21 protein-coding genes are annotated in these 24,171 nt (G+C 60.3%); 12 read left to right on the top strand and 9 right to left on the bottom strand.

Translation table 11 applies throughout. The annotated features are described in order from the left end of the window. Nucleotides 1-136 precede the first annotated feature (136 nt). Nucleotides 137-1,483, bottom strand: a complete 1,347-nt coding sequence (locus GIW02_RS22560; RefSeq protein ID WP_236414192.1) for a spinster family MFS transporter — start codon at nucleotides 1,481-1,483, stop codon at nucleotides 137-139. Between the two features lie 251 nt (nucleotides 1,484-1,734). Between GIW02_RS22560 and GIW02_RS22555 the strand changes: the two genes are divergently transcribed. The 3 genes from GIW02_RS22555 (at nucleotide 1,735) to GIW02_RS22545 (ending at nucleotide 6,886) form a co-directional block, all read left to right on the top strand. Beyond that, entirely contained in the window at nucleotides 1,735-2,100 is a 366-nt protein-coding gene (locus GIW02_RS22555; RefSeq protein ID WP_236414189.1) for a YkgJ family cysteine cluster protein, read from the top strand. 139 nt (nucleotides 2,101-2,239) lie between these two features. Then, on the top strand, nucleotides 2,240-4,504 hold the full coding sequence (locus GIW02_RS22550; RefSeq protein WP_236414187.1) for a bifunctional diguanylate cyclase/phosphodiesterase: 2,265 nt from the start codon (nucleotides 2,240-2,242) through the stop codon (nucleotides 4,502-4,504). Nucleotides 4,505-4,708: 204 nt separating this feature from the next. Beyond that, nucleotides 4,709-6,886: a hypothetical protein gene (locus tag GIW02_RS22545; RefSeq protein WP_236414185.1), complete on the top strand. Its 2,178-nt coding sequence runs from the start codon at nucleotides 4,709-4,711 to the stop codon at nucleotides 6,884-6,886. A 306-nt stretch (nucleotides 6,887-7,192) separates the two neighbouring features. On the opposite strand, the gene GIW02_RS22540 is transcribed toward GIW02_RS22545, so the two are convergent. Beyond that, a complete protein-coding gene (locus GIW02_RS22540) occupies nucleotides 7,193-7,495 on the bottom strand; it encodes a DUF2288 domain-containing protein (protein ID WP_236414183.1) in 303 nt (100 codons plus the stop codon). A gap of 341 nt (nucleotides 7,496-7,836) precedes the next feature. Between GIW02_RS22540 and GIW02_RS22535 the strand changes: the two genes are divergently transcribed. The 5 genes from GIW02_RS22535 (at nucleotide 7,837) to GIW02_RS27405 (ending at nucleotide 12,834) form a co-directional block, all read left to right on the top strand. Further along, the gene (locus GIW02_RS22535; protein ID WP_236414181.1) at nucleotides 7,837-8,964 is read left to right on the top strand and encodes a branched-chain amino acid ABC transporter substrate-binding protein; all 1,128 of its coding nucleotides are present in this window, start codon (nucleotides 7,837-7,839) and stop codon (nucleotides 8,962-8,964) included. A 229-nt stretch (nucleotides 8,965-9,193) separates the two neighbouring features. After that, nucleotides 9,194-10,117, top strand: a complete 924-nt coding sequence (livH, locus tag GIW02_RS22530) for a high-affinity branched-chain amino acid ABC transporter permease LivH (RefSeq protein WP_017735932.1) — start codon at nucleotides 9,194-9,196, stop codon at nucleotides 10,115-10,117. Further along, entirely contained in the window at nucleotides 10,114-11,367 is a 1,254-nt protein-coding gene (locus GIW02_RS22525) for a high-affinity branched-chain amino acid ABC transporter permease LivM (RefSeq protein ID WP_236414179.1), read from the top strand. The genes livH and GIW02_RS22525 overlap by 4 nt, the downstream gene beginning before the upstream one ends. Then, nucleotides 11,364-12,131 carry a high-affinity branched-chain amino acid ABC transporter ATP-binding protein LivG gene (gene livG / locus GIW02_RS22520; protein ID WP_236414177.1) on the top strand — a complete coding sequence of 256 codons (768 nt, stop codon included), beginning with the start codon at nucleotides 11,364-11,366 and terminating at the stop codon, nucleotides 12,129-12,131. The genes GIW02_RS22525 and livG overlap by 4 nt, the downstream gene beginning before the upstream one ends. Nucleotide 12,132: 1 nt before the next feature. Continuing rightward, the gene (locus tag GIW02_RS27405; RefSeq protein WP_236469856.1) at nucleotides 12,133-12,834 is read left to right on the top strand and encodes an ABC transporter ATP-binding protein; all 702 of its coding nucleotides are present in this window, start codon (nucleotides 12,133-12,135) and stop codon (nucleotides 12,832-12,834) included. Nucleotides 12,835-12,986: 152 nt separating this feature from the next. Here GIW02_RS27405 and GIW02_RS22505 read toward each other — a convergent pair whose 3' ends face one another. Continuing rightward, nucleotides 12,987-13,895 (bottom strand): LysR family transcriptional regulator, encoded by a 909-nt coding sequence (locus GIW02_RS22505; protein WP_236414175.1) that lies wholly within the window; start codon nucleotides 13,893-13,895, stop codon nucleotides 12,987-12,989. Nucleotides 13,896-13,999: 104 nt separating this feature from the next. On the opposite strand from GIW02_RS22505, the gene GIW02_RS22500 reads away from it, so the two are divergent. Continuing rightward, nucleotides 14,000-14,599, top strand: a complete 600-nt coding sequence (locus tag GIW02_RS22500; RefSeq protein WP_236414165.1) for a short chain dehydrogenase — start codon at nucleotides 14,000-14,002, stop codon at nucleotides 14,597-14,599. Between the two features lie 10 nt (nucleotides 14,600-14,609). On the opposite strand, the gene GIW02_RS22495 is transcribed toward GIW02_RS22500, so the two are convergent. Beyond that, nucleotides 14,610-14,891 (bottom strand): type II secretion system protein GspG, encoded by a 282-nt coding sequence (locus tag GIW02_RS22495; RefSeq protein ID WP_236414163.1) that lies wholly within the window; start codon nucleotides 14,889-14,891, stop codon nucleotides 14,610-14,612. Nucleotides 14,892-15,136: 245 nt separating this feature from the next. On the opposite strand from GIW02_RS22495, the gene GIW02_RS22490 reads away from it, so the two are divergent. Together GIW02_RS22490 and GIW02_RS22485 are read left to right on the top strand one after the other, a co-directional pair. After that, complete coding sequence (locus GIW02_RS22490) at nucleotides 15,137-15,808, top strand: hypothetical protein (protein ID WP_236414161.1); 672 nt, start codon at nucleotides 15,137-15,139, stop codon at nucleotides 15,806-15,808. A gap of 106 nt (nucleotides 15,809-15,914) precedes the next feature. Then, nucleotides 15,915-17,528: an NAD(P)/FAD-dependent oxidoreductase gene (locus GIW02_RS22485; RefSeq protein ID WP_236414159.1), complete on the top strand. Its 1,614-nt coding sequence runs from the start codon at nucleotides 15,915-15,917 to the stop codon at nucleotides 17,526-17,528. Between the two features lie 61 nt (nucleotides 17,529-17,589). Here the strand turns inward: GIW02_RS22485 and GIW02_RS22480 are convergent, their stop codons facing one another. After that, nucleotides 17,590-18,684, bottom strand: coding sequence for a PLP-dependent cysteine synthase family protein (locus GIW02_RS22480; RefSeq protein ID WP_236414157.1), 1,095 nt, complete (start codon nucleotides 18,682-18,684; stop codon nucleotides 17,590-17,592). 216 nt (nucleotides 18,685-18,900) lie between these two features. Between GIW02_RS22480 and nhaA the strand changes: the two genes are divergently transcribed. After that, on the top strand, nucleotides 18,901-20,082 hold the full coding sequence (gene nhaA / locus GIW02_RS22475) for a Na+/H+ antiporter NhaA (RefSeq protein WP_236414155.1): 1,182 nt from the start codon (nucleotides 18,901-18,903) through the stop codon (nucleotides 20,080-20,082). Between the two features lie 114 nt (nucleotides 20,083-20,196). On the opposite strand, the gene GIW02_RS22470 is transcribed toward nhaA, so the two are convergent. The 4 genes from GIW02_RS22470 to GIW02_RS22455 all read right to left on the bottom strand — a co-directional run bounded on the left by GIW02_RS22470 (nucleotide 20,197) and on the right by GIW02_RS22455 (nucleotide 24,042). After that, nucleotides 20,197-20,661, bottom strand: coding sequence for an outer membrane lipoprotein (locus GIW02_RS22470; protein ID WP_003231137.1), 465 nt, complete (start codon nucleotides 20,659-20,661; stop codon nucleotides 20,197-20,199). A 264-nt stretch (nucleotides 20,662-20,925) separates the two neighbouring features. After that, a complete protein-coding gene (gene pdxH / locus GIW02_RS22465; RefSeq protein WP_236414153.1) occupies nucleotides 20,926-21,573 on the bottom strand; it encodes a pyridoxamine 5'-phosphate oxidase in 648 nt (215 codons plus the stop codon). Nucleotides 21,574-21,600: 27 nt separating this feature from the next. Next, nucleotides 21,601-22,752: an OmpA family protein gene (locus tag GIW02_RS22460; protein ID WP_236414151.1), complete on the bottom strand. Its 1,152-nt coding sequence runs from the start codon at nucleotides 22,750-22,752 to the stop codon at nucleotides 21,601-21,603. 144 nt (nucleotides 22,753-22,896) lie between these two features. Continuing rightward, on the bottom strand, nucleotides 22,897-24,042 hold the full coding sequence (locus GIW02_RS22455; protein WP_236414150.1) for a serine hydrolase domain-containing protein: 1,146 nt from the start codon (nucleotides 24,040-24,042) through the stop codon (nucleotides 22,897-22,899). Nucleotides 24,043-24,171: the final 129 nt, after the last annotated feature.

Here is a 24,171-nt window from a genome sequence, read left to right as displayed (position 1 = left end):
CCGCGGCGACCACACACGCCCGCACCGGGTGTGAGTATGAATAATGTGGGTTTTGCACGTGGGCCTGCTCCGCCCCCCAACGCGGGCAAGCCCGCTCGCCACAATTAGCTTTAGGCTTTAGCTGCAACAAGTAGCCTTAGGCTGTAGCTGCAGCAGCCGGCACCTCCACCGCCCCCAACCCATCCTTCATGCGCTTGGCATCGCGCACAAAGCTGCGCGACGCCTGGAACAGAAACAGCATGGTCAAGAACAGCGCCACCGGGATCAGGTACATGGCGTCGTGCAAGCCCACGGCTTTATAGGCCTCGGTCATCTGCTCGGCGCCCGCCGCGTACATCGCCGAATGCGCAAAGTGATCCGACAGCCCGCCCACCACAATCGGCCCCATGCCACCGCCCAGCAAGTACAACCCGGCAAAGAACAGCGCCATCGCCGTGGCCCGCAGGCGTGGCTCCACCACGTCCTGAATTGCGGTGTACACGCAGGTGTAGAAGTTGTAGGCAAACAACCAGCCCACACTGAACAGCGCCACGAACACACCAATCTCGATGCGCCCGGCATGCAAGGCCCACGCGGTGGTGACCGTGGAGATAATCAAACTGAACGCCGCGAACAGCAGCCGGCCATTGGCGACCCGCTGGTGGATCTTGTCGGCAATCCAGCCGCCCAGGGTCAAACCCACCAGACCAGTGACGCCAACGATCACCCCAGTAGCGACGGCAGCGTCCTGCAAAGGCATCAGGAAATAACGCTGCAGCATCGGCACCAAAAACGAGTTGCACGCGTAGGTTGCGAAGTTGAAGCACAGCCCGGCCAACACCAGCCACAGGAAAGTCGGCACGGCCAGCACGCGGCGAATCGGGCGGTCGACGCGCTCTTGGGAAACTTGTACGGTTTCGGCCGCACCGCGCTTGGGTTCCTTGATATAGAACATGAACACCGCCAGAATCAGCCCAGGCACGGCGGCGATAAAAAAAGGCGCGCGCCAGCTGTCGAACGCCTTGACCATCCAGCCGATGGTGAAGAACGCCAGCAACAGCCCCAGCGGCAGGCCCAGCATGAAAATCCCCATGGCCCGCGCGCGGCGGTGTGCCGGGAACAAGTCACCGATCAGTGAGTTGGCCGCCGGCGCATAACTGGCCTCGCCAATACCGATGCCCATGCGCACCAACAGGAAAGTCCAGAAACTGCCGACCAGGCCGTTCACCGCCGTCAGCCCGCTCCAGGCGAACAGGCCCCACCCCATCAGTTTGCTGCGCGAGCCGGTGTCGGCCAGACGCCCGAGCGGCAGGCCGGCAATCGCATAGACGATGGTGAAAGCGGTGCCGATGATGCCGAGCTGAAAGTCGCTCAAGTGCCATTCCATGCGGATTGGCTCGATGATAATCGCCGGAATGGTGCGATCGAAGAAGTTGAACAGGTTGGCCAGGAACAGCAGGAACAGAATGCGCCAGGCATTCGCCGCTTGGGTCGAGTTCTGCATGGGTCCGTCTCTTTTATTGTTATGAGAGCTGCGATGCCCGATGCATCCTGCCCGGTACCTGCAACATAGTCAGGCCGGGCGCGGTTGTCTGTAATGATTCGTAAAGCTGATAGGGCATGATTTCACCCAGGATTACGGGACTTTTCCGACGAAAATATAAGTGCCCGCCCCCCTTCCCAACGGCCATGGCACGGATAGAATGGCGAGCCTTCCGTAACACCCTCCCCCTCTTACTTTTATCGATGACGCCCATGTCCGAAGCCAGTCCGTGTCTGAGTTGCGGTGCCTGCTGTTCACACTTTCGTGTGTCTTTCTTCTGGGGTGAGTGCGCCTCATCAGGGGGCACGGTGCCCGATGACCTGGTGGTACAGATCAACCACACTCGCGTGGCCATGATCGGTACCGACCAGAAACCCGCGCGCTGCTGCAGCCTTGAGGGCAACGTGGGCGAAGGCACCCGTTGCACGATCTATGAGCAGCGCTCCAGCGTGTGCCGAGAGTTCGAATCGTCGTGGCATGAGGGCGTGCAGAACGTCGATTGCGATGCAGCCCGGGCCGCATTCGGCCTGCCGCCGCTGCTGGCGCCTTTTGAGCTGGAGCTGCCTATCAGCGCTTAGCATTAAACGCTATTAAAGGCATGCCAAAATCGTTCAGAGCAAAGTGCCATTAGCCAGGGCAGATCCTGTGAGGCTTCTATACTCGACCTCATAGGTTATTGCCGTAGGCAGTGACAATGACTCTATGACGGGAAATGCTATGGAATGGCTAGGTCTGCATTTTTTTACCGACCTCCCAGCGAGCGGCCACTTATTACTCAATTGCAGTCATAACCCGTTCCTGGTGTTGCTGGCCTACCTGGTCGCTTGCGCGGCGGGGTTCGGCACGCTGGACATGGCCGAACGCGTCGGCCATGTCGAGGACCCCACCGCACGACGCCATTGGCGCTGGCTCGGCGCCGGTTGCCTGGCTGGGGGTATCTGGTCCACCCACTTCATCAGCATGTTGGCCTTCCAGGCACCCATTGCCATTCATCACGAATTGATCATGACGTTCGCATCCTTGCTGATCGCCCTGATCGCCTCGTTGTTCGCCATGCAGACCCTCAGCCATAGCCACTTGCGGCTTCATCAGTACCTGCTGGCGTCAGTGTGGATGGGCCTGGGCATCGCCCTGATGCACTACGTCGGCATGTCGGCCATGCGCTCCCAAGCCCAGGCCTACTTCGATTCGCAGCTGTTCCTGGCTTCGATCGGCATTGCCATCGGCGCCAGCCTGGCCGCGCTGCTGCTGTCGAGCTACCTGCGCAACGGCGCCGGGGTATTCCATCAATTGCTCAAATACGCGGCCAGCCTGGTGTTGGGCGCCGGGATTCTGAGCATGCACTTCACGGGCATGGCCGCCATGCAATTGATCGTCCCCACCGGGGCCGACCTGTCTTTGCCTGCGGACAACAATCCGATTCAACTGGGCTTGTCGGTGGCCGTCATCACGCTGCTGGTGATCGGCAGCAGCATCAGCGCGGCCTTGGCGGACAAAAAGCTGCAGCACAAGGAGCGCGACCTGCGCCGGGTCAACGCCCTGCTGAGCGAGCTGGACCAGGCACGCGCCTCGCTGCAACAGGTGGCCCATTACGACGCACTGACCAGCCTGCTCAATCGTCGGGGCTTCAATCAGATTTTCGCGGAAAAAATCGCCGAAAAAACGGCTGCAAACGGCATGTTGGCGGTGATTTTTCTCGACATCGACCACTTTAAGCGTATCAACGACAGCCTCGGGCATGACGCTGGCGACCAACTGCTCAGCGTGCTCGCCGGGCATATCAAGGCCTCGGTGCGCAGCCATGCCGACGTGGTTGCGCGCTTTGGCGGCGACGAGTTCTGCATCCTGATCAGCATTCACCACCGCGACGAAGCCCGGCATCTGGCACAGCGGATCATGCAGAAGATGAAAGAACCGATCGAGCTGGCCGGCCGGCGCATGGTGATGACCACCAGTATTGGCATCAGCCTGTTCCCCGAAGACGGCCTGACCTGTGAAGAGCTGCTGAAAACCGCCGACCTGGCGCTGTACCAATCCAAGGACGCCGGGCGCAACAGCCTGAACTTCTTCAGTTCCAACCTGAAAACCCGTGCCTTTCTCGAACTGCAGCTGGAAGAAGAACTGCGCGGCGCCCTGCGTGCGCGCAACCAACTGGTGTTGTTCTATCAACCGATCTTTGACATGAAGCAAGGCAAGGTCACGCGCCTAGAAGCCTTGGTGCGCTGGCAACACCCGCAGCACGGTTTACTCGCCCCCGACCGGTTTATCGGCATCGCCGAGAGCAACGGTTTGATCGCCGAACTGGACCACTGGGTACTGCGCCAAGCCTGTCATGACCTGGGCCAGCTGTCGGAGAGGGGTTACGGCGAACTGACCATGGCGGTGAACTGCTCGGCCTTGAACCTGGCCCGCGATGAACTGGCGGATGAAATCGAAGACGCGCTGCGCTTCAGCGCGATCGACGCCACGCGCCTCGAGCTGGAAGTCACTGAAAATGCGCTGATGGGCAATATCAGCAGCACACTGGCACTGCTACGGCAAATCCGCGCGCTGGGCGTGTCACTGGCCATCGATGATTTCGGCACCGGCTACTCCTCCCTCGCCTACCTCAAGCGCCTGCCGCTCAACACGTTGAAAATCGATCGCTCGTTTATCCAGGATATTCCCAAGTCCACCGCCGATATCGAGATCGTCCAGGCGATTATCGGCATGGCCCACACCCTGCACCTGGAGGTGGTCACCGAAGGCGTGGAAACCCAGGCCCAGTTCGAGCTGCTGCTCAAGCACGGCTGCGATTTCGTCCAGGGCTACCTGTTGAGCCCAGCGGTGCCGGTCGCTGACATTGTCGGCGTGATCCAGGGTATCGCCCTGCGCAATCCGCTCTACCCGTTCAGCGTGGCGGGCGCGCAGGAAAACAGTGCACCCAGAGAGCCCGCCCCCACCCGTCCCGGGCCCACTTCCGTGGTCAGGCCAATTCGCTGACGCCTAATCTTTGGCATTTCGCCATCATTCACCTAAAGAACGCCGACGAACGGCCGATTCATCAGAGTCCGGCCAGGTTTTCCCTGAGCACAGCAGGGTCGCACCCGATCATCCCGGACAAGGACGCACTGTAAAGTCGCGAACTCCCATTCCGTGATGGCCCTTTGATGCATTTCAGCCATCCGCCCAGGCACTTGGCGCACAATGACCTCTAAAAATAATTCTGCCACCGTGGTATCCGACGTGTTGCTCCCAGCTCCTGCGGAAAAACCCTCAGGTTCAAAGTCATTGAGCACCACGCGCCCGCTGGCCACTCAGCAGTACCTGTACTTCACCGAAACCAATACCGACCGCATCCTCGATAACCTCGACGGCCTGCGCGACATGGTGTTCCCGCGCCCACCCCACCTGGAAGGCGACGGCGAGCAGCGCAGCGAGCAGGAATTCCCGTCGGTGTGCCTGATCGGCCTGGGCCGTTGCGGTTCGAACATTGCGCTGGACGTGGCGGAACTGGTCTACAACGCGCGCAAGTTCTACCTGAACGAATTCAGTAACGAAGACAAAACCCTGGACAAGGGCTACAGCCCGGCCCAGTGGATTCGCAACAACCTGCGCCTGGGCGGCGGCAAAGCCAGCAAACCGGTGTTCCTGGTGGAACCGCTGGTAATGCTCGGTGACCTGGACAAGGACATTGCCGGGCGCATCCGCTTCTCGCGCAAGGGCGAAAAAAGCGGCTTCCTGCGCGACTACAGCAAGATGAAAATCATGGACCTCTCGGAAGTCCATGCCGGCGGCGCCGGTAACGCGCCGATCCTCGGCCAGTACCTGGCCAAGATCATCCTCAACAAAGACACCCAGCGTTTTTCCAGCCCCGACTGGAAGATGATCCACTCGTACCTGATCGACTCGTGCGGGATCAAGGCGAACCAGTCGCGCCTGTACTTCTCGATCTTCAGTGCCGGCGGCGGTACGGGTTCGGGCATGGCCTCGGAATTCGGCCTGGCCCAGCAGCACTCGTACATGAACAAGACGTTCGACACCAAGCCCGCCGACGAGCACGACAGCAAGAGCGGCCACGCCTTTGTGTTCGAGCCGATCTTCACCAGTGGCATCTGCGTGCTGCCGAATATTTCCGATCACCGCAGCGAAATGTCCGAGGCCTTGCACATCAACGCCGGACGGCTGCTGTGCAAGTACCTGTCGGAAGAATGGGATTTTTCGTACAACTTCGCCAACGAAGACAGCAGCGAAGCCAGCGTCAAAGGCCGTATCCGCCCGTGGAACGCGATGATGCTGATCTCCAACGACATCATGCGTTACGCCGAAGAGAGCGACGACGGCAATATCCAGAACATTGACGTCAATGCCATGGAAAAACACGCCAACCAGTACATCTCCCAGCAGATTTTCAACATCCTCACCGCTCAGGCGGTGACCACCGACTACGACCAGAACTACTTCCGTCGCGCCGGTATCGACATCGGCGAAACCATTCGCCTGGACGCCAACGACCTGTTCATGAGCCTGGCCGGCCCGGTGGCGATTGCCTACGCGGAATCCGTGGTCCCGGAAACCCCGGCACCGTCGAACGACAAATTCAAAGTGTTCGAAAAAGAGCCGCAGCGCCTGAACATTGACGACCTGTTCTTCCGCTCCATCGACCTGCCGCATTTCAACAAGGTCACCCAGGCCATCGAAGGCATCAGCCTGCTGCCGATCGAATCCAAGCGCTACAAGGCCTCGCTTGAGCAGTACAAGAACTCCGGCTACGACGCGGCCGCCTTGCATGACCTGCACTTCTTCAAGAACTGCTCGTCGGTGGTGTCGATCGTGTCCTTGCCCAAGGACTACAAGCTGTCCTACATGGACCTGAACCGGCTCAAGACGCATCTCAACAGCCTGTTCCCCAACACCACGCTCAAACGCTATGCCCTGGTCATCGGTGCGTCGGCGAACCTGTCGCTGACCACCCTGATCGCGAAAAGCCCGTGCTTGTCGGATGATTTCCTCACCCTGATCGTGGCCTTTATCAAGCGCTGCTTTGCGCGCAACCCGTACCGTTTCGACGACACGCTGGACAACTCGATCCTGGACTTCATCATCCACGAGGACTTCGACGAAGACCGTATCGACGAGCTGCTCAACGAGTTCGAGAACCCGGCCAAGATCCTCGATACCAACTGGTACGCGATCAAGCCGATGTATGAGAAGAAGTACCGCGAACTGATCAACGACAAAGAGAAGTTCGTGTCGATCAACGACATTCGCTTGTCACGCGATTGCGTGAAGAAAGCGATCAAGTACCTGCGTGAGATCTACCGTCACCGCATCGGCAAGACCAAGGTTATTTCGTTGAATAACCACACTGGGAAGACTGCTTAAAATGTGGGAGGGGGCTTGCCCCCGATGGCAGTGGGTCAGTCAGGAATTCATCAACTGACAGGCCCTCATCGGGGGCAAGCCCCCTCCCACATTTGATCTCCATACATCGGGAGCGAGAGCGCGCTATATACACACTAAGAAACACTTCCCTCACCCGCCCGACGCAACCAAAACTGTTCCCGTGACGTTTACGTCACCCTCGGCTGTGACCTTTCTCTACGGCAACATGCCATCACGGCGTCAGCGGTTACTCCGCTACACACTTGCGATCGCTGCAAGCATGCACCTTTTTCGTGCAGATGATTCTTACGCTGCCCTTTCCTGGATCAGGATCCACGGCGAAACCACTACCGCCCACAGGCGCGGATCACGCTCAACCAGGTCCAATGCCCGCGTCGCAGACACTTCGCCAAGGTTCCCCGCAGCCAGCCAGGCGGCGACTTTGTCACGGTTGTCCTCGGCCATTCCCTCGGCGGCCTCGATCAAATCCAGACGGGGGTCGACCCACAATAGGGCACCCTTGGCAAAGAACGGTTCAAGCTCCTTCCAGGATATTTCGGCGGTTTCACCGAGCAGCTTGGCATAGAGGGTGCTAGGTTCTTGCGTCATGGGAGTTCACCTGAAGAAAAAATCGGCGCAATCATAACGTCGAGCGCCAGGTAGAAAAACCCAGTTGCAATTGAGTCATCGATAGAAAATGTCAGGAACGCCAAGGATTGCCCGAAACTCTGGCATCACCCCGCCGCAATTCTGTCTTTTTCTTTCATTTAAGCGACATACCCAGGTTTTGCCCCTGGCAGCCAGCTTTTCAAGCGATGAACCGGCGCTCTACACTGTACCGGTACAGTTGCCAGGGCACTGCCGGGGGGATATCCGAGATATCTGATCCGGTTCTGCAGCTCACAAGGCCGCTAGAACTATAAAAAATACAACAGCATGAGTGGAGCACTATGAATAAGGCTACTAAGCAGATTTCCAAACTGTTTGCCGCTATGGTCCTGGCTGGGGTTGCCGGCCATTCGTTCGCAGCCGACACCATCAAGATCGGCATCGCCGGTCCCAAGACCGGTCCAGTAACGCAGTACGGCGACATGCAGTTCATGGGTGCCAAGCAAGCCATCAAAGACATCAACGCCAAAGGCGGCGTAGACGGCAAGATGCTTGAGGCCAAGGAATACGACGACGCTTGCGATCCGAAACAAGCGGTTGCCGTAGCCAACAAAGTGGTCAACGACGGCGTCAAGTTCGTGGTCGGTCACCTGTGCTCCAGCTCCACTCAGCCTGCAACCGATATCTACGAAGACGAAGGCGTGATCATGATCACCCCGGCTGCTACCAGCCCGGAAATCACCGCTCGTGGTTACAAACTGGTATTCCGCACCATCGGCCTGGACAGCGCTCAGGGCCCGGCAGCCGGCAACTACATCGCCGACCACGTGAAGCCTAAAGTGGTTGCCGTACTGCACGACAAACAGCAATACGGTGAAGGCATCGCCACCGCCGTTAAACAGACACTCGAGAAGAAAGGCGTGAAGGTTGCCGTCTTCGAAGGTCTGAACGCCGGCGACAAAGACTTCTCCTCGATCATCCAGAAGCTCAAGCAAGCCAACGTCGACTTCGTTTACTACGGCGGCTACCACCCGGAGCTCGGCCTGATCCTGCGTCAGTCCAAGGAAAAAGGCTTGAACGCCAAGTTCATGGGCCCAGAAGGTGTCGGCAACGACTCCATCTCGCAGATCGCCCAGGACGCTTCCGAAGGCCTGCTGGTAACCCTGCCTAAGTCGTTCGACTCCGAGCCTGAAAACAAGGCCATCGTTGACGCGATCAAAGCCGACGGCAAAGACCCAAGCGGCCCGTTCGTGTTCCCGGCGTACTCGGCCGTTGAAGTGATCGCCGGTGGTATCAAGGCCGCGAAGAGCGAAGACACCGCCAAAGTGGCCGAAGCCATCCACGCAGGCACCTTCAAGACCCCTACCGGCGACCTGAGCTTCGACGCCAAGGGCGACCTCAAGGACTTCAAATTCGTGGTCTACGAATGGCACTTCGGTAAACCAAAAACCGAAGCTTCCCCTCAGTAAGCCAGGCGTTACTGGTCCAACAAGCCCACTGTGAGAGCAGTGGGCTTTGTTTTACGAGGTTTATGGGCCTGTCACCCGCGATCCGGGCGCTGGCTCACCTGAAAATCTTAAAACCGTCACCAGCGGTTCGCTGGCAAACGCTTTGTGCAAATGTGCTCATAGAACACAGCACGGGGCCGGAACATGACTCCACCAGTGAAATGCGTATCGGGTTTTTAGGAGCGCTGTAATGCCTGAGATCTATCATTTTTTCCAACAGCTGGTTAATGGCCTGACCATTGGCAGCACCTATGCCTTGATAGCCATTGGCTACACAATGGTTTACGGCATCATTGGAATGATCAACTTCGCCCATGGCGAGGTGTACATGATTGGTTCCTACGTGGCCTTCATCGCCCTTGCCGGGCTGGCCATGATGGGTATCCACTCACTGCCGCTGTTGATGACCGCCGCGTTTATCGCGTCGATCGTTGTAACCAGTGCCTATGGCTACAGTATCGAGCGTGTTGCCTACCGTCCCTTGCGTGGCAGCAACCGTTTGATCCCGCTGATTTCCGCTATCGGCATGTCGATTTTCCTGCAGAACACCGTATTGCTGTCCCAGGACTCCAAGGATAAATCCATTCCCAACCTGATCCCGGGGAGCATCTCCTTCGGCCCGGGCGGCGCGGAAGAAGTGCTGATTTCCTACATGCAGATCCTGGTGTTCGTCGTCACCCTGGTGGCCATGCTGGGCCTGACCCTGTTCATCTCCCGCTCCCGTCTGGGGCGCGCCTGCCGGGCCTGCGCCGAAGACATCAAGATGGCCAACCTGCTGGGCATCAACACCAACAACATCATTGCCCTGACCTTCGTGATCGGCGCCGCACTCGCAGCGGTCGCTGCCGTGTTGCTGAGCATGCAGTACGGCGTGATCAACCCCAACGCCGGTTTCCTGGTAGGCCTCAAGGCCTTTACCGCGGCGGTATTGGGTGGCATCGGCAGTATTCCGGGCGCCATGCTCGGCGGGCTGGTGCTGGGTGTGGCCGAAGCCTTTGGTGCCGATATCTTCGGCGACCAGTACAAAGACGTCGTGGCGTTCGGCCTGTTGGTTCTAGTGCTGTTATTCCGTCCGACCGGCATCCTGGGCCGTCCGGAGGTTGAGAAAGTATGAGCAGATATTTTAAATCGGCGTTTTTCAGCGCCTTGCTGGTATGGGCCGTGGCCTTTCCGGTACTTGGCCTCAAGCTGAGCATTGTCGGCATCAATCTGGAAGTGCATGGCACCGGCACCGTGTCCCTGACCATCATCGCCCTGTGTTCGGTGCTGATGTTCCTGCGCGTGCTGTTCGCCGAGCAGGTCGGTGCCTTGTTCAAGAGCGACCGCGGCCCGTTGGTGTCGCCCAAGGTCAGCCAATTCCTGACCCTGCCGCGCACCCAGCGCTACATCATCATCGGCCTGATTGCTGCCGCTCTGGTATGGCCATTCTTCGGCTCCCGGGGCGCTGTCGATATCGGCGTGCTGATCCTGATCTACGTGATGCTTGGCCTTGGCCTGAACATCGTGGTGGGCCTGGCCGGTCTTCTCGACCTGGGCTATGTCGGGTTCTACGCCGTCGGTGCCTACACCTACGCGCTGCTCTCGCACTACCTCGGCTGGGGCTTCTGGATCTGCCTGCCGATTGCCGGGATGATGGCTGCGACCTTCGGCTTCCTCCTGGGCTTCCCAGTGTTACGCCTGCGCGGTGACTATCTGGCCATCGTGACGCTGGGTTTCGGAGAAATCATCCGCCTGTTCCTGCGTAACCTGACCGACATCACCGGCGGCCCTAACGGCATCAGCAGCATTCCTAAGCCGACGTTTTTCGGGCTGACATTCGACAAGAACGCCGCTGAAGGTGCGCAAACGTTCCATGAGTACTTCGGGCTGGCCTACAACAGTGCGGACAAGATCATTTTCCTTTACCTGATCGCGCTACTGCTGGTGCTGGCCACGTTGTTCGTGATCAACCGGCTGTTGCGCATGCCTATCGGGCGAGCATGGGAAGCGCTGCGCGAAGATGAAATCGCGTGCCGCGCACTGGGTCTGAATCCTACCGTAATCAAGCTCTCGGCCTTCACACTCGGCGCAACCTTCGCGGGCTTTGCGGGTAGTTTCTTCGCTGCGCGCCAAGGCTTGATAACACCTGAGTCATTCACTTTCCTGGAGTCTGCAATCATCCTGGCGATTGTGGTGCTGGGCGGAATGGGGTCTCAGTTGGGAGTCATCCTCGCGGCTGTCGTAATGACGCTACTGCCGGAGTTGATGCGTGACTTCAGCGAATACCGCATGTTGCTGTTCGGCGCCCTGATGGTGCTGATGATGATCTGGCGCCCTCAGGGCCTGCTGCCCATGCAACGTCCACACATGGAGCTGCGCAAATGAGCCGCGAGATCCTGAAAGTCGAAAATCTGAGCATGCGCTTCGGCGGCTTGCTGGCGGTCAACGGCGTGGCCCTGACCGTGAAAGAGAAACAGGTTGTGGCGCTGATCGGCCCGAACGGCGCCGGCAAGACCACGGTGTTCAACTGCCTCACCGGCTTCTACAAGCCGGCCGGCGGCAGCATCCTGCTGGACGGCCAGCCGATCCAGGGCCTGGCCGGTCACGAAATCGCCCGCAAAGGCGTAGTGCGCACCTTCCAGAACGTGCGGTTGTTCAAGGACATGACGGCGGTCGAAAACCTGTTGATCGCCCAGCACCGTCACCTGAACACCAACTTCTTCGCTGGCCTGTTCAAAACCCCTGCATTCCGCAAAAGCGAGCGCGAGGCCATGGAGTACGCGGAGTACTGGCTGGACAAGGTCAACCTCACCGAGTTCGCCAACCGCCCTGCCGGCACCCTGGCCTATGGGCAGCAACGTCGTCTGGAAATCGCTCGCTGCATGATGACCCGTCCGCGGATCCTGATGCTCGACGAACCGGCCGCCGGCCTGAACCCCAAGGAAACCGAAGACCTCAAGGCACTGATCAGCATGCTGCGTGAGGAAAACAACGCCACGGTGCTGTTGATCGAACACGACATGAAACTGGTCATGAGCATTTCCGACCATATCGTGGTGATCAACCAGGGCACGCCCCTGGCCGACGGGACGCCGGAGCAGATCCGCGACAATCCTGAAGTGATCAAAGCCTATTTGGGGGAAGCGTAAAATGCTGCAATTCGAAAACGTTTCCACTTTCTACGGCAAGATCCAGGCCCTGCACAGCGTCAACGTGGAAGTGCGCCAGGGTGAAATCGTCACGCTGATCGGCGCCAACGGTGCCGGCAAGTCGACCTTGCTGATGACCCTCTGCGGTTCGCCCCAGGCCCATAGCGGCAGCATCCGCTACATGGGTGAAGAACTGGTGGGCCAGCAGTCGTCGCAGATCATGCGTAAAAGCATCGCGGTAGTGCCGGAAGGCCGTCGCGTGTTCGCCCGCCTGACCGTGGAGGAGAACCTCGCCATGGGCGGGTTCTTCACCGACAAGGGCGACTACCAGGAGCAGATGGACAAGGTGCTGCACCTGTTCCCGCGGCTCAAGGAACGCTTCAGCCAGCGCGGCGGCACCATGTCCGGCGGCGAGCAGCAAATGCTCGCCATCGGCCGGGCGCTGATGAGCAAGCCCAAGCTGTTGCTGCTGGACGAGCCCTCCCTGGGCCTGGCACCGATCATCATCCAGCAGATCTTCGACATCATCGAACAGCTGCGCAAGGACGGTGTGACGGTGTTCCTGGTGGAACAGAACGCCAACCAGGCGCTGAAGATCGCCGACCGCGCCTACGTGCTGGAAAACGGCCGGGTGGTGATGCAAGGCACGGGTGAGCAGTTGCTGACCGATCCCAAGGTGCGTGAGGCATACCTGGGCGGTTAACAAACGGTTGCTACAGGAACCGGATCAAAAAAGTGGGAGCGGGCTTGCTCGCGACTACGGTGGATCAGTCAGGATTTATTGCCTGACACACCGTAGTCGCGGGCAAGCCCGCTCCCCTCTTTGTTTTGGGCCACTCATTGAATGTGCGGCCGCTAAAGCCGGTCCAGCGCCTCGCCGCGGCGCTTGAACCAGCCCATCAAATAGTCGGCCAGCACCTGGGTACGACGAGGCAGGCCGCCCTGGTAAGGGTGAACCAGGTACATCGGCATGCTCCGCGTCTGATAATCACGCAGGAGCCAGCGCAATCGGCCGTCAGCCAATTCCGCGTGCAATACGTAGGACGGCAGACGCGCGATACCGGCGCCCACCAACGCGGCCTTTTTCAACAGGTTGTAGTGGTTGGAGGCAAAGGTGCCGCTGACCCGCACCCGCAACAATTCGTGCTGCTGGTGGTACAGCCACTCCTCGCGCCCGCTGTAATGGCTGTTGAGCAAGCAGTGGTGTGTGGTCAGGTCTGCCGGGGTCTGAGGCTCGCCGTATTGCTCCAGGTAGGCGGGGCTGGCGCAGGTCAGCTCGTGCCAGGCCAGCAACGGCTTGGCCACCAGGCGCTCGTCTTCCGTCGCCCCCGAGCGCACCCCCAGATCGAAGCCATCCCGCGCCAGCTCGCGGTAGCTGTTGTTAAGGTCCAGCTCGATCTGTACCTGCGGGTACTGCTTGGAAAACTCCAGCAACAGGCCGTCAAAGAACGTTTCGCCCAAGGACACCGGAACAGTCATACGTACCGGCCCGGCCAGGTCGTCCTTGAGCCGGGCCAATGCCTGACGCGCGCGGTCCACCTGCACCACCAATGCCTGGGCCTGGGGCAACAACGCCGCACCGGCAGCAGTAAGGCTGAGTTTGCGGGTGGTGCGGTGCAGCAGCACCACCGCGTACTGCGCTTCCAACTGGCTGATACGCTTGGACAGCTGCCCCTTGCTGCAGCCCAGTTGCTCAGCCGCCACCGTAAAGCTACCGGCCTCAATCAGTACGGCAAAGGCCGCCAGGTCATCCATCTCACTCATGGATTGTTTCCATTTGAAAACCAAAGGTTGCCCATTAGCACGTTTATCAGCCTAAAAAGCCACTCTAGACTGAGCCCTCACTTACCCCCTGGAGGAAGCGCACCATGAAAATCCTGTTGATTGGCGCCAGTGGCACCGTCGGTTCCGCGGTCAAGGCCGAACTGGCTCAGCGTCACGAGGTGATCAGCATCGGCCGCAGCAGCGGCGACTTCCACGTGGATATCAGCGACAGCGCGTCGATCCGCGCGCTGTTCGAACAGACCGGCAACTTCGATGCGCTGGTCTGCGCGGCTGGCAGTGTGAATTTTGTAGCGCTGGGTGAGATGAGCGAAAGCGACTTTGAACTGGGCTTGCGAGACAAGCTGATGGGCCAGGTCAACCTGCTGCTGATCGGCCGTGAATACGCCAACGATGGCGCCTCGTTCACCTTCACCAGCGGCATTCTCAACCGCGACCCGATCCGTACCGGCGCCTCGGCGGCGCTGGTCAACGGTGCGCTGGATGCATTCGTCAAAGCCGCTGCGCTCGAATTGCCGCGCGGCCTGCGCATCAACTCGGTGAGCCCGACCGTTCTGCTGGAGGCCATGGGCAGCTACGCGCCGTACTTCCGAGGCTTCAAGCCTGCTACGGGTGCCGATGTAGCATTGGCCTACGCCAAAAGTGTGGAAGGCTTACAGACGGGTCAGACGTTTATTGTCGGTTGATAACCGGCCGTCACGGGCGCCCCCACGGCAGCCACTTGAGCAGCAAGTCCTGGGGGACCGCGACCTGCAGGTAGGGGCCGTCGATCACACTCTGGACGGTAGAGGGGGTGAAACTCGTCGCGCGCCCATCGATGAAAGTGCTCAGTGGCTGGTTAATCGTCAATAACGTGATGGCCGCCGTGCGGCGACGCGCCTCCGGGCTCAACTTGACGTTGATTACGACGATACCCGGGTTGCGCTGCATGTCCTGTTTAAGGTCGACGGTGATTTCCTCGAAATCGGTCGCCGACACATACTCCAGCCGCGCGGGCTCGCCAGCGAATGCAGAACTCCCCAGCAGTAAAAAGCCATATACCCAGCCTCGCCGCCTCATCGCCATTACCCCCAATAAAACCACGACACTCTCACATCAGCCTGGCCCTGGATATGCGAAAAGTCCTGACACCTCGCCTGGCGTAGCTGGTTCAAACTGTGTCGCGCACTTGTGATGCCGCGCCAGCCTGCGTAACGTGGCGGCACTTGTCTGGAGACCCGATAATGCGCGCTGCCCGTACCCTTGCCTTGTTTGCCTTGCTTCCCCTGTTCGCCGCCTGCCAGATGTTCGAAAGCGAGCCGGCCAAGCCGTCTCTCGCCGGGCTGACCCGCATGCAGGGTGAACTCACGGCGGTCGGCGGCAAGCTGCTGTTCCAACCGTGCGGCGATAAACGCAACTACGTGGTCAATGACACCGGTGGCACCAGCATCCTGCAGGAAGCGGCCTCCCTCGCCGGCCAACAAGGCGCCTTGTTTGTCGACTTGCGTGGCAAGTTCTCCGGCGTCGCCAGCGGCACCCAGGGCAGCGTCGACCTGCAACAGCTGTACCGCGTAGAACGCTCGACCGCAGCCTGCGAGGACCCTGACTTCAAGCGCATGATCCTGCGCGCCAATGGCCACAAACCGACCTGGGTGATGAACGTCACGGCCAAGGGCATGGTCCTGGAGCGTGAAGGCCAGCCGCCACTGGCGGTGCCCTATGTGGAAGAGCAAATGGGCGATGGCCGTTTCAACCTGATGACCGAGGCCAACGGCCAGCACGTCGAACTGTGGGTAGCCCCTCAACGCTGCATCGACAGCGCCAGCGGCAGCCTGCAGCACATGACCGCCGAGCTGCGCGTCAACGGCCAGGTACAGCGTGGCTGTGCGTCTTTCGGCGGTTCGCGGGACGATTGATTCAACCCAGCGCAGTTTTAACCTGACGGAAAACCGCCTTTGGGGCTTATAATCGCCGGTTTGCAAAACAGCCGGCCTCTTTGTCCGCCGCCTACCGGATCCCGTCATGTTACGAATCACCGAACTCAAGCTGCCCATCGACCATCCCGAAGAAGACCTGCGGCCTGCCATCGTGCAGCGCCTGGGCGTCGCCAGTGATGACCTGCTCGATTTCACCCTGTTCAAGCGCAGCTACGACGCGCGCAAGAAATCGTCGGAGCTGTGCTTCATCTACACCATCGACCTGAACGTGAAGGGTGAAGCCGCCCTGCTGCTCAAGTTCGCTGATGACCGCAACATCAACCCGGCACCGGATGTGAGCTACAAGGTGGTCGGCCAGGCGCCGCAAGGCCTGGTTGAACGGCCTATCGTGGTGGGGTTCGGCCCTTGCGGGATCTTCGCCGGGCTGTTGCTCGCGCAGATGGGCTTCAAGCCGATCATCCTCGAACGCGGCAAGGAAGTGCGCCAGCGCACCAAGGACACCTGGGGCCTGTGGCGCAAAAGCGTACTCAACCCCGAGTCCAACGTGCAGTTCGGTGAAGGCGGCGCCGGGACCTTCTCCGACGGCAAGCTCTACAGCCAGATCAAAGACCCGAAATTCCACGGTCGCAAGGTGCTGCACGAGTTCGTCAAGGCCGGGGCGCCGGAAGAAATCCTCTACGTCAGCAAGCCGCACATCGGTACCTTCCGCCTGACCGGCGTGGTGGAAAACATGCGCGAGCAAATCATCGCCCTGGGCGGTGAAGTGCGCTTCGAACAGCGGGTCACGGATGTGCTGATCGAAGACGGCCAGTTGAATGGTGTGGTGGTCGACGGCGGCGAGCAGATCCTCTCCAAGCATGTGATTCTTGCCCTGGGCCACAGCGCCCGTGACACGTTCCGCATGCTCCACGGACGCGGCGTGTACATGGAAGCCAAGCCGTTCTCGGTGGGTTTCCGTATCGAACACCCGCAATCGCTGATCGACGCCGCGCGCCTGGGCAAATACGCCGGGCACCCCAAGCTCGGCGCCGCCGACTACAAGCTGGTGCACCACGCCAAGAACGGTCGCTCGGTCTACAGTTTCTGCATGTGCCCGGGCGGCACGGTGGTGGCGGCAACGTCCGAGCCGAACCGCGTGGTCACCAACGGCATGAGCCAGTACTCGCGCAACGAGCGTAATGCCAACTCCGGCATCGTGGTCGGCATCACTCCCGAAGTGGATTACCCGGGCGGTCCGTTGGCCGGCATCGAGCTGCAGGAGCGCCTGGAGTCCCACGCCTACATCCTCGGCGGCAGCAACTACGAGGCCCCGGCGCAGTTGGTCGGTGACTTCATCGCCGGCAAACCGTCCACGGCCATCGGCAGTGTGGAACCGTCCTACAAGCCTGGGGTGTCCCTGGGTGACCTGGCCCTGGCCTTGCCGGACTTCGCCATCGAGGCGATCCGCGAAGCCCTTCCGGCGTTCGAGAAGCAGATCAAGGGCTACTCGCTGCACGATGCGGTATTGACCGGTATCGAAACGCGCACCTCATCGCCGCTGCGGATTACCCGTAACGAATCGATGCAGAGCCTGAACGTGAAAGGCTTGTTCCCGGCCGGTGAAGGTGCGGGCTACGCCGGCGGGATTCTGTCGGCTGGTGTTGACGGGATTCGGATCGCCGAAGCGTTGGCGCGAGACATGCTCGGCATCGAAGCCTGAGAACACCGCAGTCTAAATGTGGGAGGGGGCAAGCCCCCTCCCACAGTTGGAATGCAGAACTTCAGATATTGGCGCGCAAGATGCTGTCCGGCAACGGCTCACCCCGCTCCACACTGGCCGCAACGGCCGCGATCAAACCCTGCAACCCATACCCCTGCCCCGCCAGCCACGCCGGATCGTAATAGGTAGTGGCATAGCGCTCACCGCCATCACACAAAATCGCCACGATCGACCCCGACTCCCCCGCCGCTTTCATCTGCTGCGCCGCCACCAGCGCGCCGATCAGGTTGGTGCCGCTGGAGCCACCGACTCGCCGCCCCAACCGCTCAGCCAAGTAATGCATGGCTGCCAGCGACAGCGCGTCCGGCACCTTGACCATTGCGTCGATCACCTTGGGCAGAAACGACGCCTCGACCCGTGGTCGGCCGATGCCTTCGATGCGCGAACCGCAGTCCAGGCGCAAGCTGGCATCGCCAGTCTGGTAGAAATCGAAAAACACCGAGCGCTCGGCATCGGCACATAACACGCGGGTGCTGTGCTGGCGGTAGCGCACATAGCGTCCCAAGGTGGCCGTGGTGCCGCCGGTGCCGGGGCTGGAAATCAACCAGCTTGGCTCGGGATGCTGCTCAAAGCGCATTTGCTGGAAGATCGACTCGGCGATGTTGTTGTTGGCTCGCCAGTCGGTGGCGCGTTCGGCGTAGGTGAACTGATCCATGAAATGCCCACCGCTTTCCAGGGCCAGGCGCTCCGATTCGGCGTAGATCTGCGTCGGGTCCTGCACCAGGTGGCTCTTGCCGCCATAGAAGGCAATCTGCGCGATCTTCTCCTGGGAGGTGGTCGCCGGCATCACGGCGATAAACGGCAAGCCGAGCAGGCGCGCAAAGTAGGCTTCGGAAATCGCCGTCGACCCGCTGGACGCTTCGATCACCGGCGCGCCAGGTTTTAGCCAGCCATTACACAGCGCATACAGGAACAACGAACGGGCCAGCCGATGCTTGAGGCTACCGGTGGGGTGGCTGGACTCGTCCTTGAAGTACAACTCGATACCCGGCAACCCCGGCAGCGGCAAGGGAATCAGGTGGGTGTCGGCGCTGCGCTGGAAGTCGGCTTCAATGATGCGAATGGCTTCGCGGGCCCAGGGACGGTGGTCGCTCATGGAGGGTTTCTCGTAGGGTTTCAGCCTTGATTTTAGGGGGTTTCCTACACGCCACACAGATACAGTACCGATGCAATTGCTCACACAATTGCCAGCTTCGGAGACATCGCCATTCAGCCCTTCTGCTTATAACAAATAAGAATATAACTTTTGTTTTAACAACTAACGGTACGGGTTAGGGTACCCACCTATTGAACCTGGATTGGAGAGCATCCCTTGCCTCTGCGTAGCACTTTCACCCGTTTCTTCCAGCTGGAAGCCGCCAGCGGTCTGCTATTGATCGCCGCTGCCGCCCTGGCCCTGATCATCAACAACTCACCCTTGTCGCACCTGTACAACGCGTTTCTCGATGTACCGGTGGTGGCGCAGATTGGCGCGCTGAAAATCGCCAAGCCGGCCCTGCTGTGGATCAACGATGGCCTGATGGCGTTGTTCTTCCTGCTGATCGGCCTGGAGGTCAAGCGCGAGTTGCTCGACGGCCATCTGTCCAAGCCGTCGCAAGTGGTGCTGCCAGGCGCAGCGGCCATCGGCGGCATGGTGGTGCCAGCGCTGATCTATTGGGCAATCAACAAGGACTACCCCGCCGCGCTCTCCGGCTGGGCGATCCCGATGGCCACCGACATTGCCTTTGCGCTCGGCGTGCTGGCACTGCTGGGCAAACGGGTACCCGTCTCGCTGAAGCTGTTCCTGATGACCCTGGCGATCATTGACGACCTGGGCGCGATCATTGTCATCGCGGTGTTCTATTCCGCCGACCTATCCGGTGCAGCCCTGGCGGGTGCCGGCGCCTGCCTGGTGGCCTTGATTGCGATGAACCGCCTGGGGGTCATCAAGCTCGGGCCGTACTTGATCATCGGCTTGATCCTGTGGGTCTGCGTGCTCAAGAGCGGGGTCCACGCGACCCTGGCTGGCGTAACCCTGGCGTTCTGCATCCCGCTGCGCACCAAGAACGCCGAGCCGTCACCGCTGCTGACCCTGGAACACGCGCTGCACCCGTGGGTCGCCTACGGCATCCTGCCACTGTTCGCCTTCGCCAACGCCGGCGTGTCGCTGACCGGCGTCAGCCTCGAAAGCTTCACCCACCACGTGCCCATGGGCATCGCCGCCGGCCTGCTGATCGGCAAGACCATCGGTGTGTTCGGCCTCACTTGGCTGGCCATCAAGACCGGCCTCGCCGCGCTGCCCACCGGCGCCAACTGGGGCCAGGTGTTCGGCGTGGCAATCCTGTGCGGTATCGGCTTTACCATGAGCCTGTTCGTCGGGTCCCTGGCGTTCGTGCCGGGCGTCAGCGAATTTGCCGGGGAAGACCGCATGGGGATTCTGACCGGGTCGATATTGGCAGCCTGCATCGGTTATGCGGTGACGGCGATGGCCAGTCGCAAGAAGGCCGTGCTCTAGGAGCTGAAGTAATAGTCAAAAAAACCGCCCTACCAAGGCGGTTTTTTTATTGCCCACAAAAAACCCCCAACCGGTCACCCGGTTGAGGGTTTTTCATTGCCTGCGGTTTGCCGCTTAGCGGGTAACGCGGCTGGTGCCATCAACGGTCATGATGCGCACGCGGTCGCCGATGCGGAAGATTTCGTTTTCTTGCACGGCCTGCACGTAGGCGCGGGTGCTGCCGTCGTCTTCGCGAACGGTGATTTCAACGCCCTGGGTGCGGGTCAGGCCTTCTTCGGTAGCCGAACCCAGCAGGCCGCCGGCGACTGCGCCGATCACGGCCGTCACGATGCTGCCACGGCCACCGCCGATGGCGCTGCCGCCAACACCGCCGATAACGGCACCGGCAGCACCGCCGATTGGGGTCTTGGTGCCTTCAATTTTCACCGGACGCAGGGATTCGATGGTACCCATGCGAACGGTCTGTACACGACGCGCCTCGTCACGAGAGTACGAGTCGCCGGTCAGACTCGAGGCGCAGCCACCCAACAGCAACGACAGGGTGGTAAAGCAGGCAACCAGTAAAACGGACTTACGCATAGCATCAACTCCAAAGGACAGGTGTTCATTAGACGCTGCAGCTTGGCGCCTGTCACGGCAAGCACGGCAGAAAGTTGCATTCATTCAGCCTGAGTACAGACTGCTTGAACCAGAAAACTCGACAAACGGTAGCTCGGCTTGTGTGCCAAAAGATTTCGCAATGATTGAGTCATTATAGCTGCATGGCCGCATACGACCTACGCCTCTACCCTAGAGACGTCGGCGCAGCGAACAACATTCAGGCGAGGTGACGAAAGGCGGTGCTCAGGGCGCGAGGCGCTCGCGGGTCCATTCACCGGCTTGCAGGCGATAGTTGAGGCGATCATGCAGGCGGCTGGCACGGCCTTGCCAGAACTCGATGCGCTCGGGCAGCAGGCGGTAACCGCCCCAATGCTCGGGGCAGTCCGGCTGGGTGTCGCTGAAACGCAGCTCGGTGGCTTTGAGCAGTTCCTGCAGCTCTTCGCGGTCACGGATGACCTGGCTCTGCGGAGAGGCCCAAGCGCCGAGGCGGCTGCCCAGCGGGCGGACCTGGTAGTAAGCGTCCGACTCTTCGGCGGTGACCTTGACTACCCGCCCTTCGATGCGCACCTGGCGCTCCAGGGTCGGCCAGAAGAAGGTCATGGCCGCAAACGGGCGCGCCGCGAGCTGTTCGCCCTTGGCGCTCTGATAGTTGGTGAAGAAGGTAAAGCCGTGTGCATCCAGGCCCTTGAGCAACAGGATGCGGCAATGCGGGCGACCGTCCTGGTCGACCGTGGCCAAGGTCATGGCATTGGCCTCTACCGGTGGCTGCTCGGTTTTCACCGCATCGCCAAACCACTGGTGGAACAACGCAAACGGCTCGTCCGGGGCCTGGGCCTCGCTCAAACCGTCCCGTGTGTAGTCACGGCGCATATCGGCCAGTGCCTGGGTCATGCAGCTTTATCCTTCTGGTTCAACGGATCAGTTTTTCGCCTGGTCGTTCGCAGCCGGTGCAGCGGCCTTGGCTTTGGCTGGAACCGGCTTCTTGGCAGCAGGTTTGGCCGGGGCTTTCTTGGCAGCTGGCTTGGCAGCGGCTTTCTTGGCGACAGGCGCCTTTTTCGCCGGGGCTTTGGCAGCAGGTGCCGGTGCTGGAACATTCTGCACGGCGACCATCTCAGCCGCAGGCGGGGTCTTGCCCGACTGGTATTTGCTGAGCAGGGCCAACATAGTTGTACGCTGAGTGAACATGATTTCCATGCGACGGTTCAGCGCACGGCCCTGGGTGCTGTCGTTGGCGGCACGCGGCATAAGGTCGCCCATGCCACGCAGCATCAGACGGTCTTGCTTGAGGCCGCTGAGGCTGAAGATCGAGGCGATGGACTGCGCACGCTCCTTGCTCAACGCCTGGCTGGCAGGCCCCGTGCCGGTAGCATCAACGTGGCCCAGCACCAGTACGGCGGTTTTCGGGTCGGCTTCAACCGCCTTGGCGACGCGGGTGAACGGGCCCAACGTCACAGGCAGCAGCATCGCTGGGCGCTTGGGGTTGTAGGAACCGTCTACCGGGGCAATCACCACCAGTACATTGTCGCGACGTTCCAGTTGCAGGTTGCTGTCCTTGATGGCGGCGCGCAGGCGCGGCTCATAGTCGTCCAGCCAGGCCTGGGTGATTTTCGGGTCAGGCATCGGCACGTTGGTCACATCGACCTTGGCCAATGGCTTGGGCTTGCTTTCGAACGGCCACCACCAGTGGGTTTCGGTGTCGGTCTTGGCGACCGCTGGGGCAGGCTCCGCAGCCTTGAGGTCGGCTTTCAGGTCGGCCTTGGCGTCGGCGGCTTTTTCGTCGGCGCTCTTGGAGCCGAACGGCCACCAGCTTAAACCGGTATCAGCCTTGGCAGCCGGTGCTGGCGCAGCGGCGGCAGGTGCAGCAGCGGCAGCTACCGGTGCGGCAGGCTTGGCGCCAGCAGCGGGTTTGGCGTCTGGCTTGTCGGCGGTTTGCGCGACGGTGTCCTTGGTAGCAGCCTTGTCAGACCCAAATGACCACCAATGCCCGCCCTCGGCATCATTTTGTGGTGTTTGTGCGCAACCGGTAATAGTGAGGCACAGCGCCAGGGCCAAGGACTTGTTCGATAACATGAGATATCCACAAAATGAGAAAAGAAACCGAGGGTCTGGATGACCCGTTAAACAGACGCTTACAGAACATTAAAGTTACATCATTTCGTTCAGCGTCTTCTTATAGTTGCCTTTGTAACAAAAAAACGTGAAACAGCAAGGGGTTTACAGACAACCGGCTAATATTCCGACCAACTTCTGTGCCCGTGGGTCCATAAGTACATAAGGTCCGAGTGTATTAGTCACGAAACCAAACGCTACATCATGTTCAGGGTCGGCAAAACCTACCGAACCACCCGCGCCAGGATGCCCGAATGCACGCGGGCCAAGGCCGAAGGTGGCATTGGGCAGTTGCGGTTGATCCAACATGCAGCCCAGGCCAAAACGGGTTTGGGTCAATAATGTTTTATCCGGCCCGATACTGTGTTCGCGGGTCAATTGTTCAAGCATGTCGGCTTCGAGCAAACTACCGTCCAACAAACCGCTATAAAAACCCGCCAGGCTGCGTGCATTACCGTGACCATTTGCCGCCGGCTGCTGCATGCGTCGCCATTCGGGTTTATTAGTGCTGGTCAGAATAGACGGCGGGTTGGCAAATGCCCGGGTAGTCATGGCCGCCGGTTCACGCATCATTACTTGCAGTAACCGTTGAGCGGCTTCATCGCCCATATTGCCTTTGCTGCGGGCTATATGGGCAACGCGATAAAACTCTTCATCCGCCAGGCCCACATGGAAGTCCAGCCCCAATGGCCGCGCCACCCGCGCCACGATCGACTCCCCCGGCCCACGCCCGTCGGCACGGCGCAGCAACTCACCGACCAGCCAGCCATAGGTGATCGCCTCGTAGCCATGGCCTTGGCCGGGCGTCCACCACGGCGCTTCGGCGGCCAGGGTGTCGACCATCAACTGCCAGTCGTAGAGGGCTTCGATGGGCAACATCTCGCGGATTGCCGGCAACCCGGCCTGGTGGCAGAGCAGTTGGCGCAAGGTGATGGATTCTTTGCCGGCAGCGGCAAATTCCGGCCAGTAGTTGGCCACGGGTGCGTCCAGTTGCAACTTGCCTTCGGCCACCAGCTGCAAGGCGGTGACGGCGGTGAAGGTTTTGGTGCAGGAGAACAGGTTGACAATGGTGTCGCTGTGCCAGGCTTCGGCCCCGTCCTTGTCGGCGGTGCCGGCCCACAGGTCGACGACGGTTTCGCCTCCGATCTGGATGCACAGCCCGGCGCCACGCTCCTGCGGGTCATCGAACAACGCGGCGAACGCTTCACGTACCGCTTCGAACTGGAGTTCGTAATGACCCTGAATCTGCACCTGAACGCCCTCGAAAAACACTGTAGGAATGGGCCGGCATTGTTCCAGCCCTCAGCCCTTTTGTGAACCCGTCAGCGCATAATCAATGGCCATTGCCGGAGTGCCCGCCCGCATGCCCCGGGCCCTGCC

It is taken from the genome of Pseudomonas syringae (assembly GCF_021606685.1).
GTDB lineage: Bacteria > Pseudomonadota > Gammaproteobacteria > Pseudomonadales > Pseudomonadaceae > Aquipseudomonas > Aquipseudomonas syringae_R.
This window is presented reverse-complemented; position numbering and strand designations above follow the sequence as displayed.

Excerpts from the sequence above, each read along its gene's own strand:
- GIW02_RS22555 (WP_236414189.1), top strand. The coding sequence starts at position 1,735 with ATGTCCGAAGCCAGTCCGTGTCTGAGTTGCGGTGCCTGCTGTTCACAC.
- GIW02_RS22560 (WP_236414192.1), bottom strand. The coding sequence starts at position 1,483 with ATGCAGAACTCGACCCAAGCGGCGAATGCCTGGCGCATTCTGTTCCTG.
- GIW02_RS22470 (WP_003231137.1), bottom strand. The coding sequence starts at position 20,661 with ATGCGTAAGTCCGTTTTACTGGTTGCCTGCTTTACCACCCTGTCGTTG.
- GIW02_RS22535 (WP_236414181.1), top strand. The coding sequence starts at position 7,837 with ATGAATAAGGCTACTAAGCAGATTTCCAAACTGTTTGCCGCTATGGTC.
- GIW02_RS22490 (WP_236414161.1), top strand. The coding sequence starts at position 15,137 with ATGCGCGCTGCCCGTACCCTTGCCTTGTTTGCCTTGCTTCCCCTGTTC.
- GIW02_RS22540 (WP_236414183.1), bottom strand. The coding sequence starts at position 7,495 with ATGACGCAAGAACCTAGCACCCTCTATGCCAAGCTGCTCGGTGAAACC.
- GIW02_RS22525 (WP_236414179.1), top strand. The coding sequence starts at position 10,114 with ATGAGCAGATATTTTAAATCGGCGTTTTTCAGCGCCTTGCTGGTATGG.
- GIW02_RS22505 (WP_236414175.1), bottom strand. The coding sequence starts at position 13,895 with ATGAGTGAGATGGATGACCTGGCGGCCTTTGCCGTACTGATTGAGGCC.
- livH (WP_017735932.1), top strand. The coding sequence starts at position 9,194 with ATGCCTGAGATCTATCATTTTTTCCAACAGCTGGTTAATGGCCTGACC.
- GIW02_RS22460 (WP_236414151.1), bottom strand. The coding sequence starts at position 22,752 with ATGTTATCGAACAAGTCCTTGGCCCTGGCGCTGTGCCTCACTATTACC.
- GIW02_RS22550 (WP_236414187.1), top strand. The coding sequence starts at position 2,240 with ATGGAATGGCTAGGTCTGCATTTTTTTACCGACCTCCCAGCGAGCGGC.
- pdxH (WP_236414153.1), bottom strand. The coding sequence starts at position 21,573 with ATGACCCAGGCACTGGCCGATATGCGCCGTGACTACACACGGGACGGT.
- GIW02_RS22485 (WP_236414159.1), top strand. The coding sequence starts at position 15,915 with ATGTTACGAATCACCGAACTCAAGCTGCCCATCGACCATCCCGAAGAA.
- GIW02_RS22500 (WP_236414165.1), top strand. The coding sequence starts at position 14,000 with ATGAAAATCCTGTTGATTGGCGCCAGTGGCACCGTCGGTTCCGCGGTC.
- GIW02_RS22480 (WP_236414157.1), bottom strand. The coding sequence starts at position 18,684 with ATGAGCGACCACCGTCCCTGGGCCCGCGAAGCCATTCGCATCATTGAA.
- GIW02_RS27405 (WP_236469856.1), top strand. The coding sequence starts at position 12,133 with ATGCTGCAATTCGAAAACGTTTCCACTTTCTACGGCAAGATCCAGGCC.
- livG (WP_236414177.1), top strand. The coding sequence starts at position 11,364 with ATGAGCCGCGAGATCCTGAAAGTCGAAAATCTGAGCATGCGCTTCGGC.
- GIW02_RS22545 (WP_236414185.1), top strand. The coding sequence starts at position 4,709 with ATGACCTCTAAAAATAATTCTGCCACCGTGGTATCCGACGTGTTGCTC.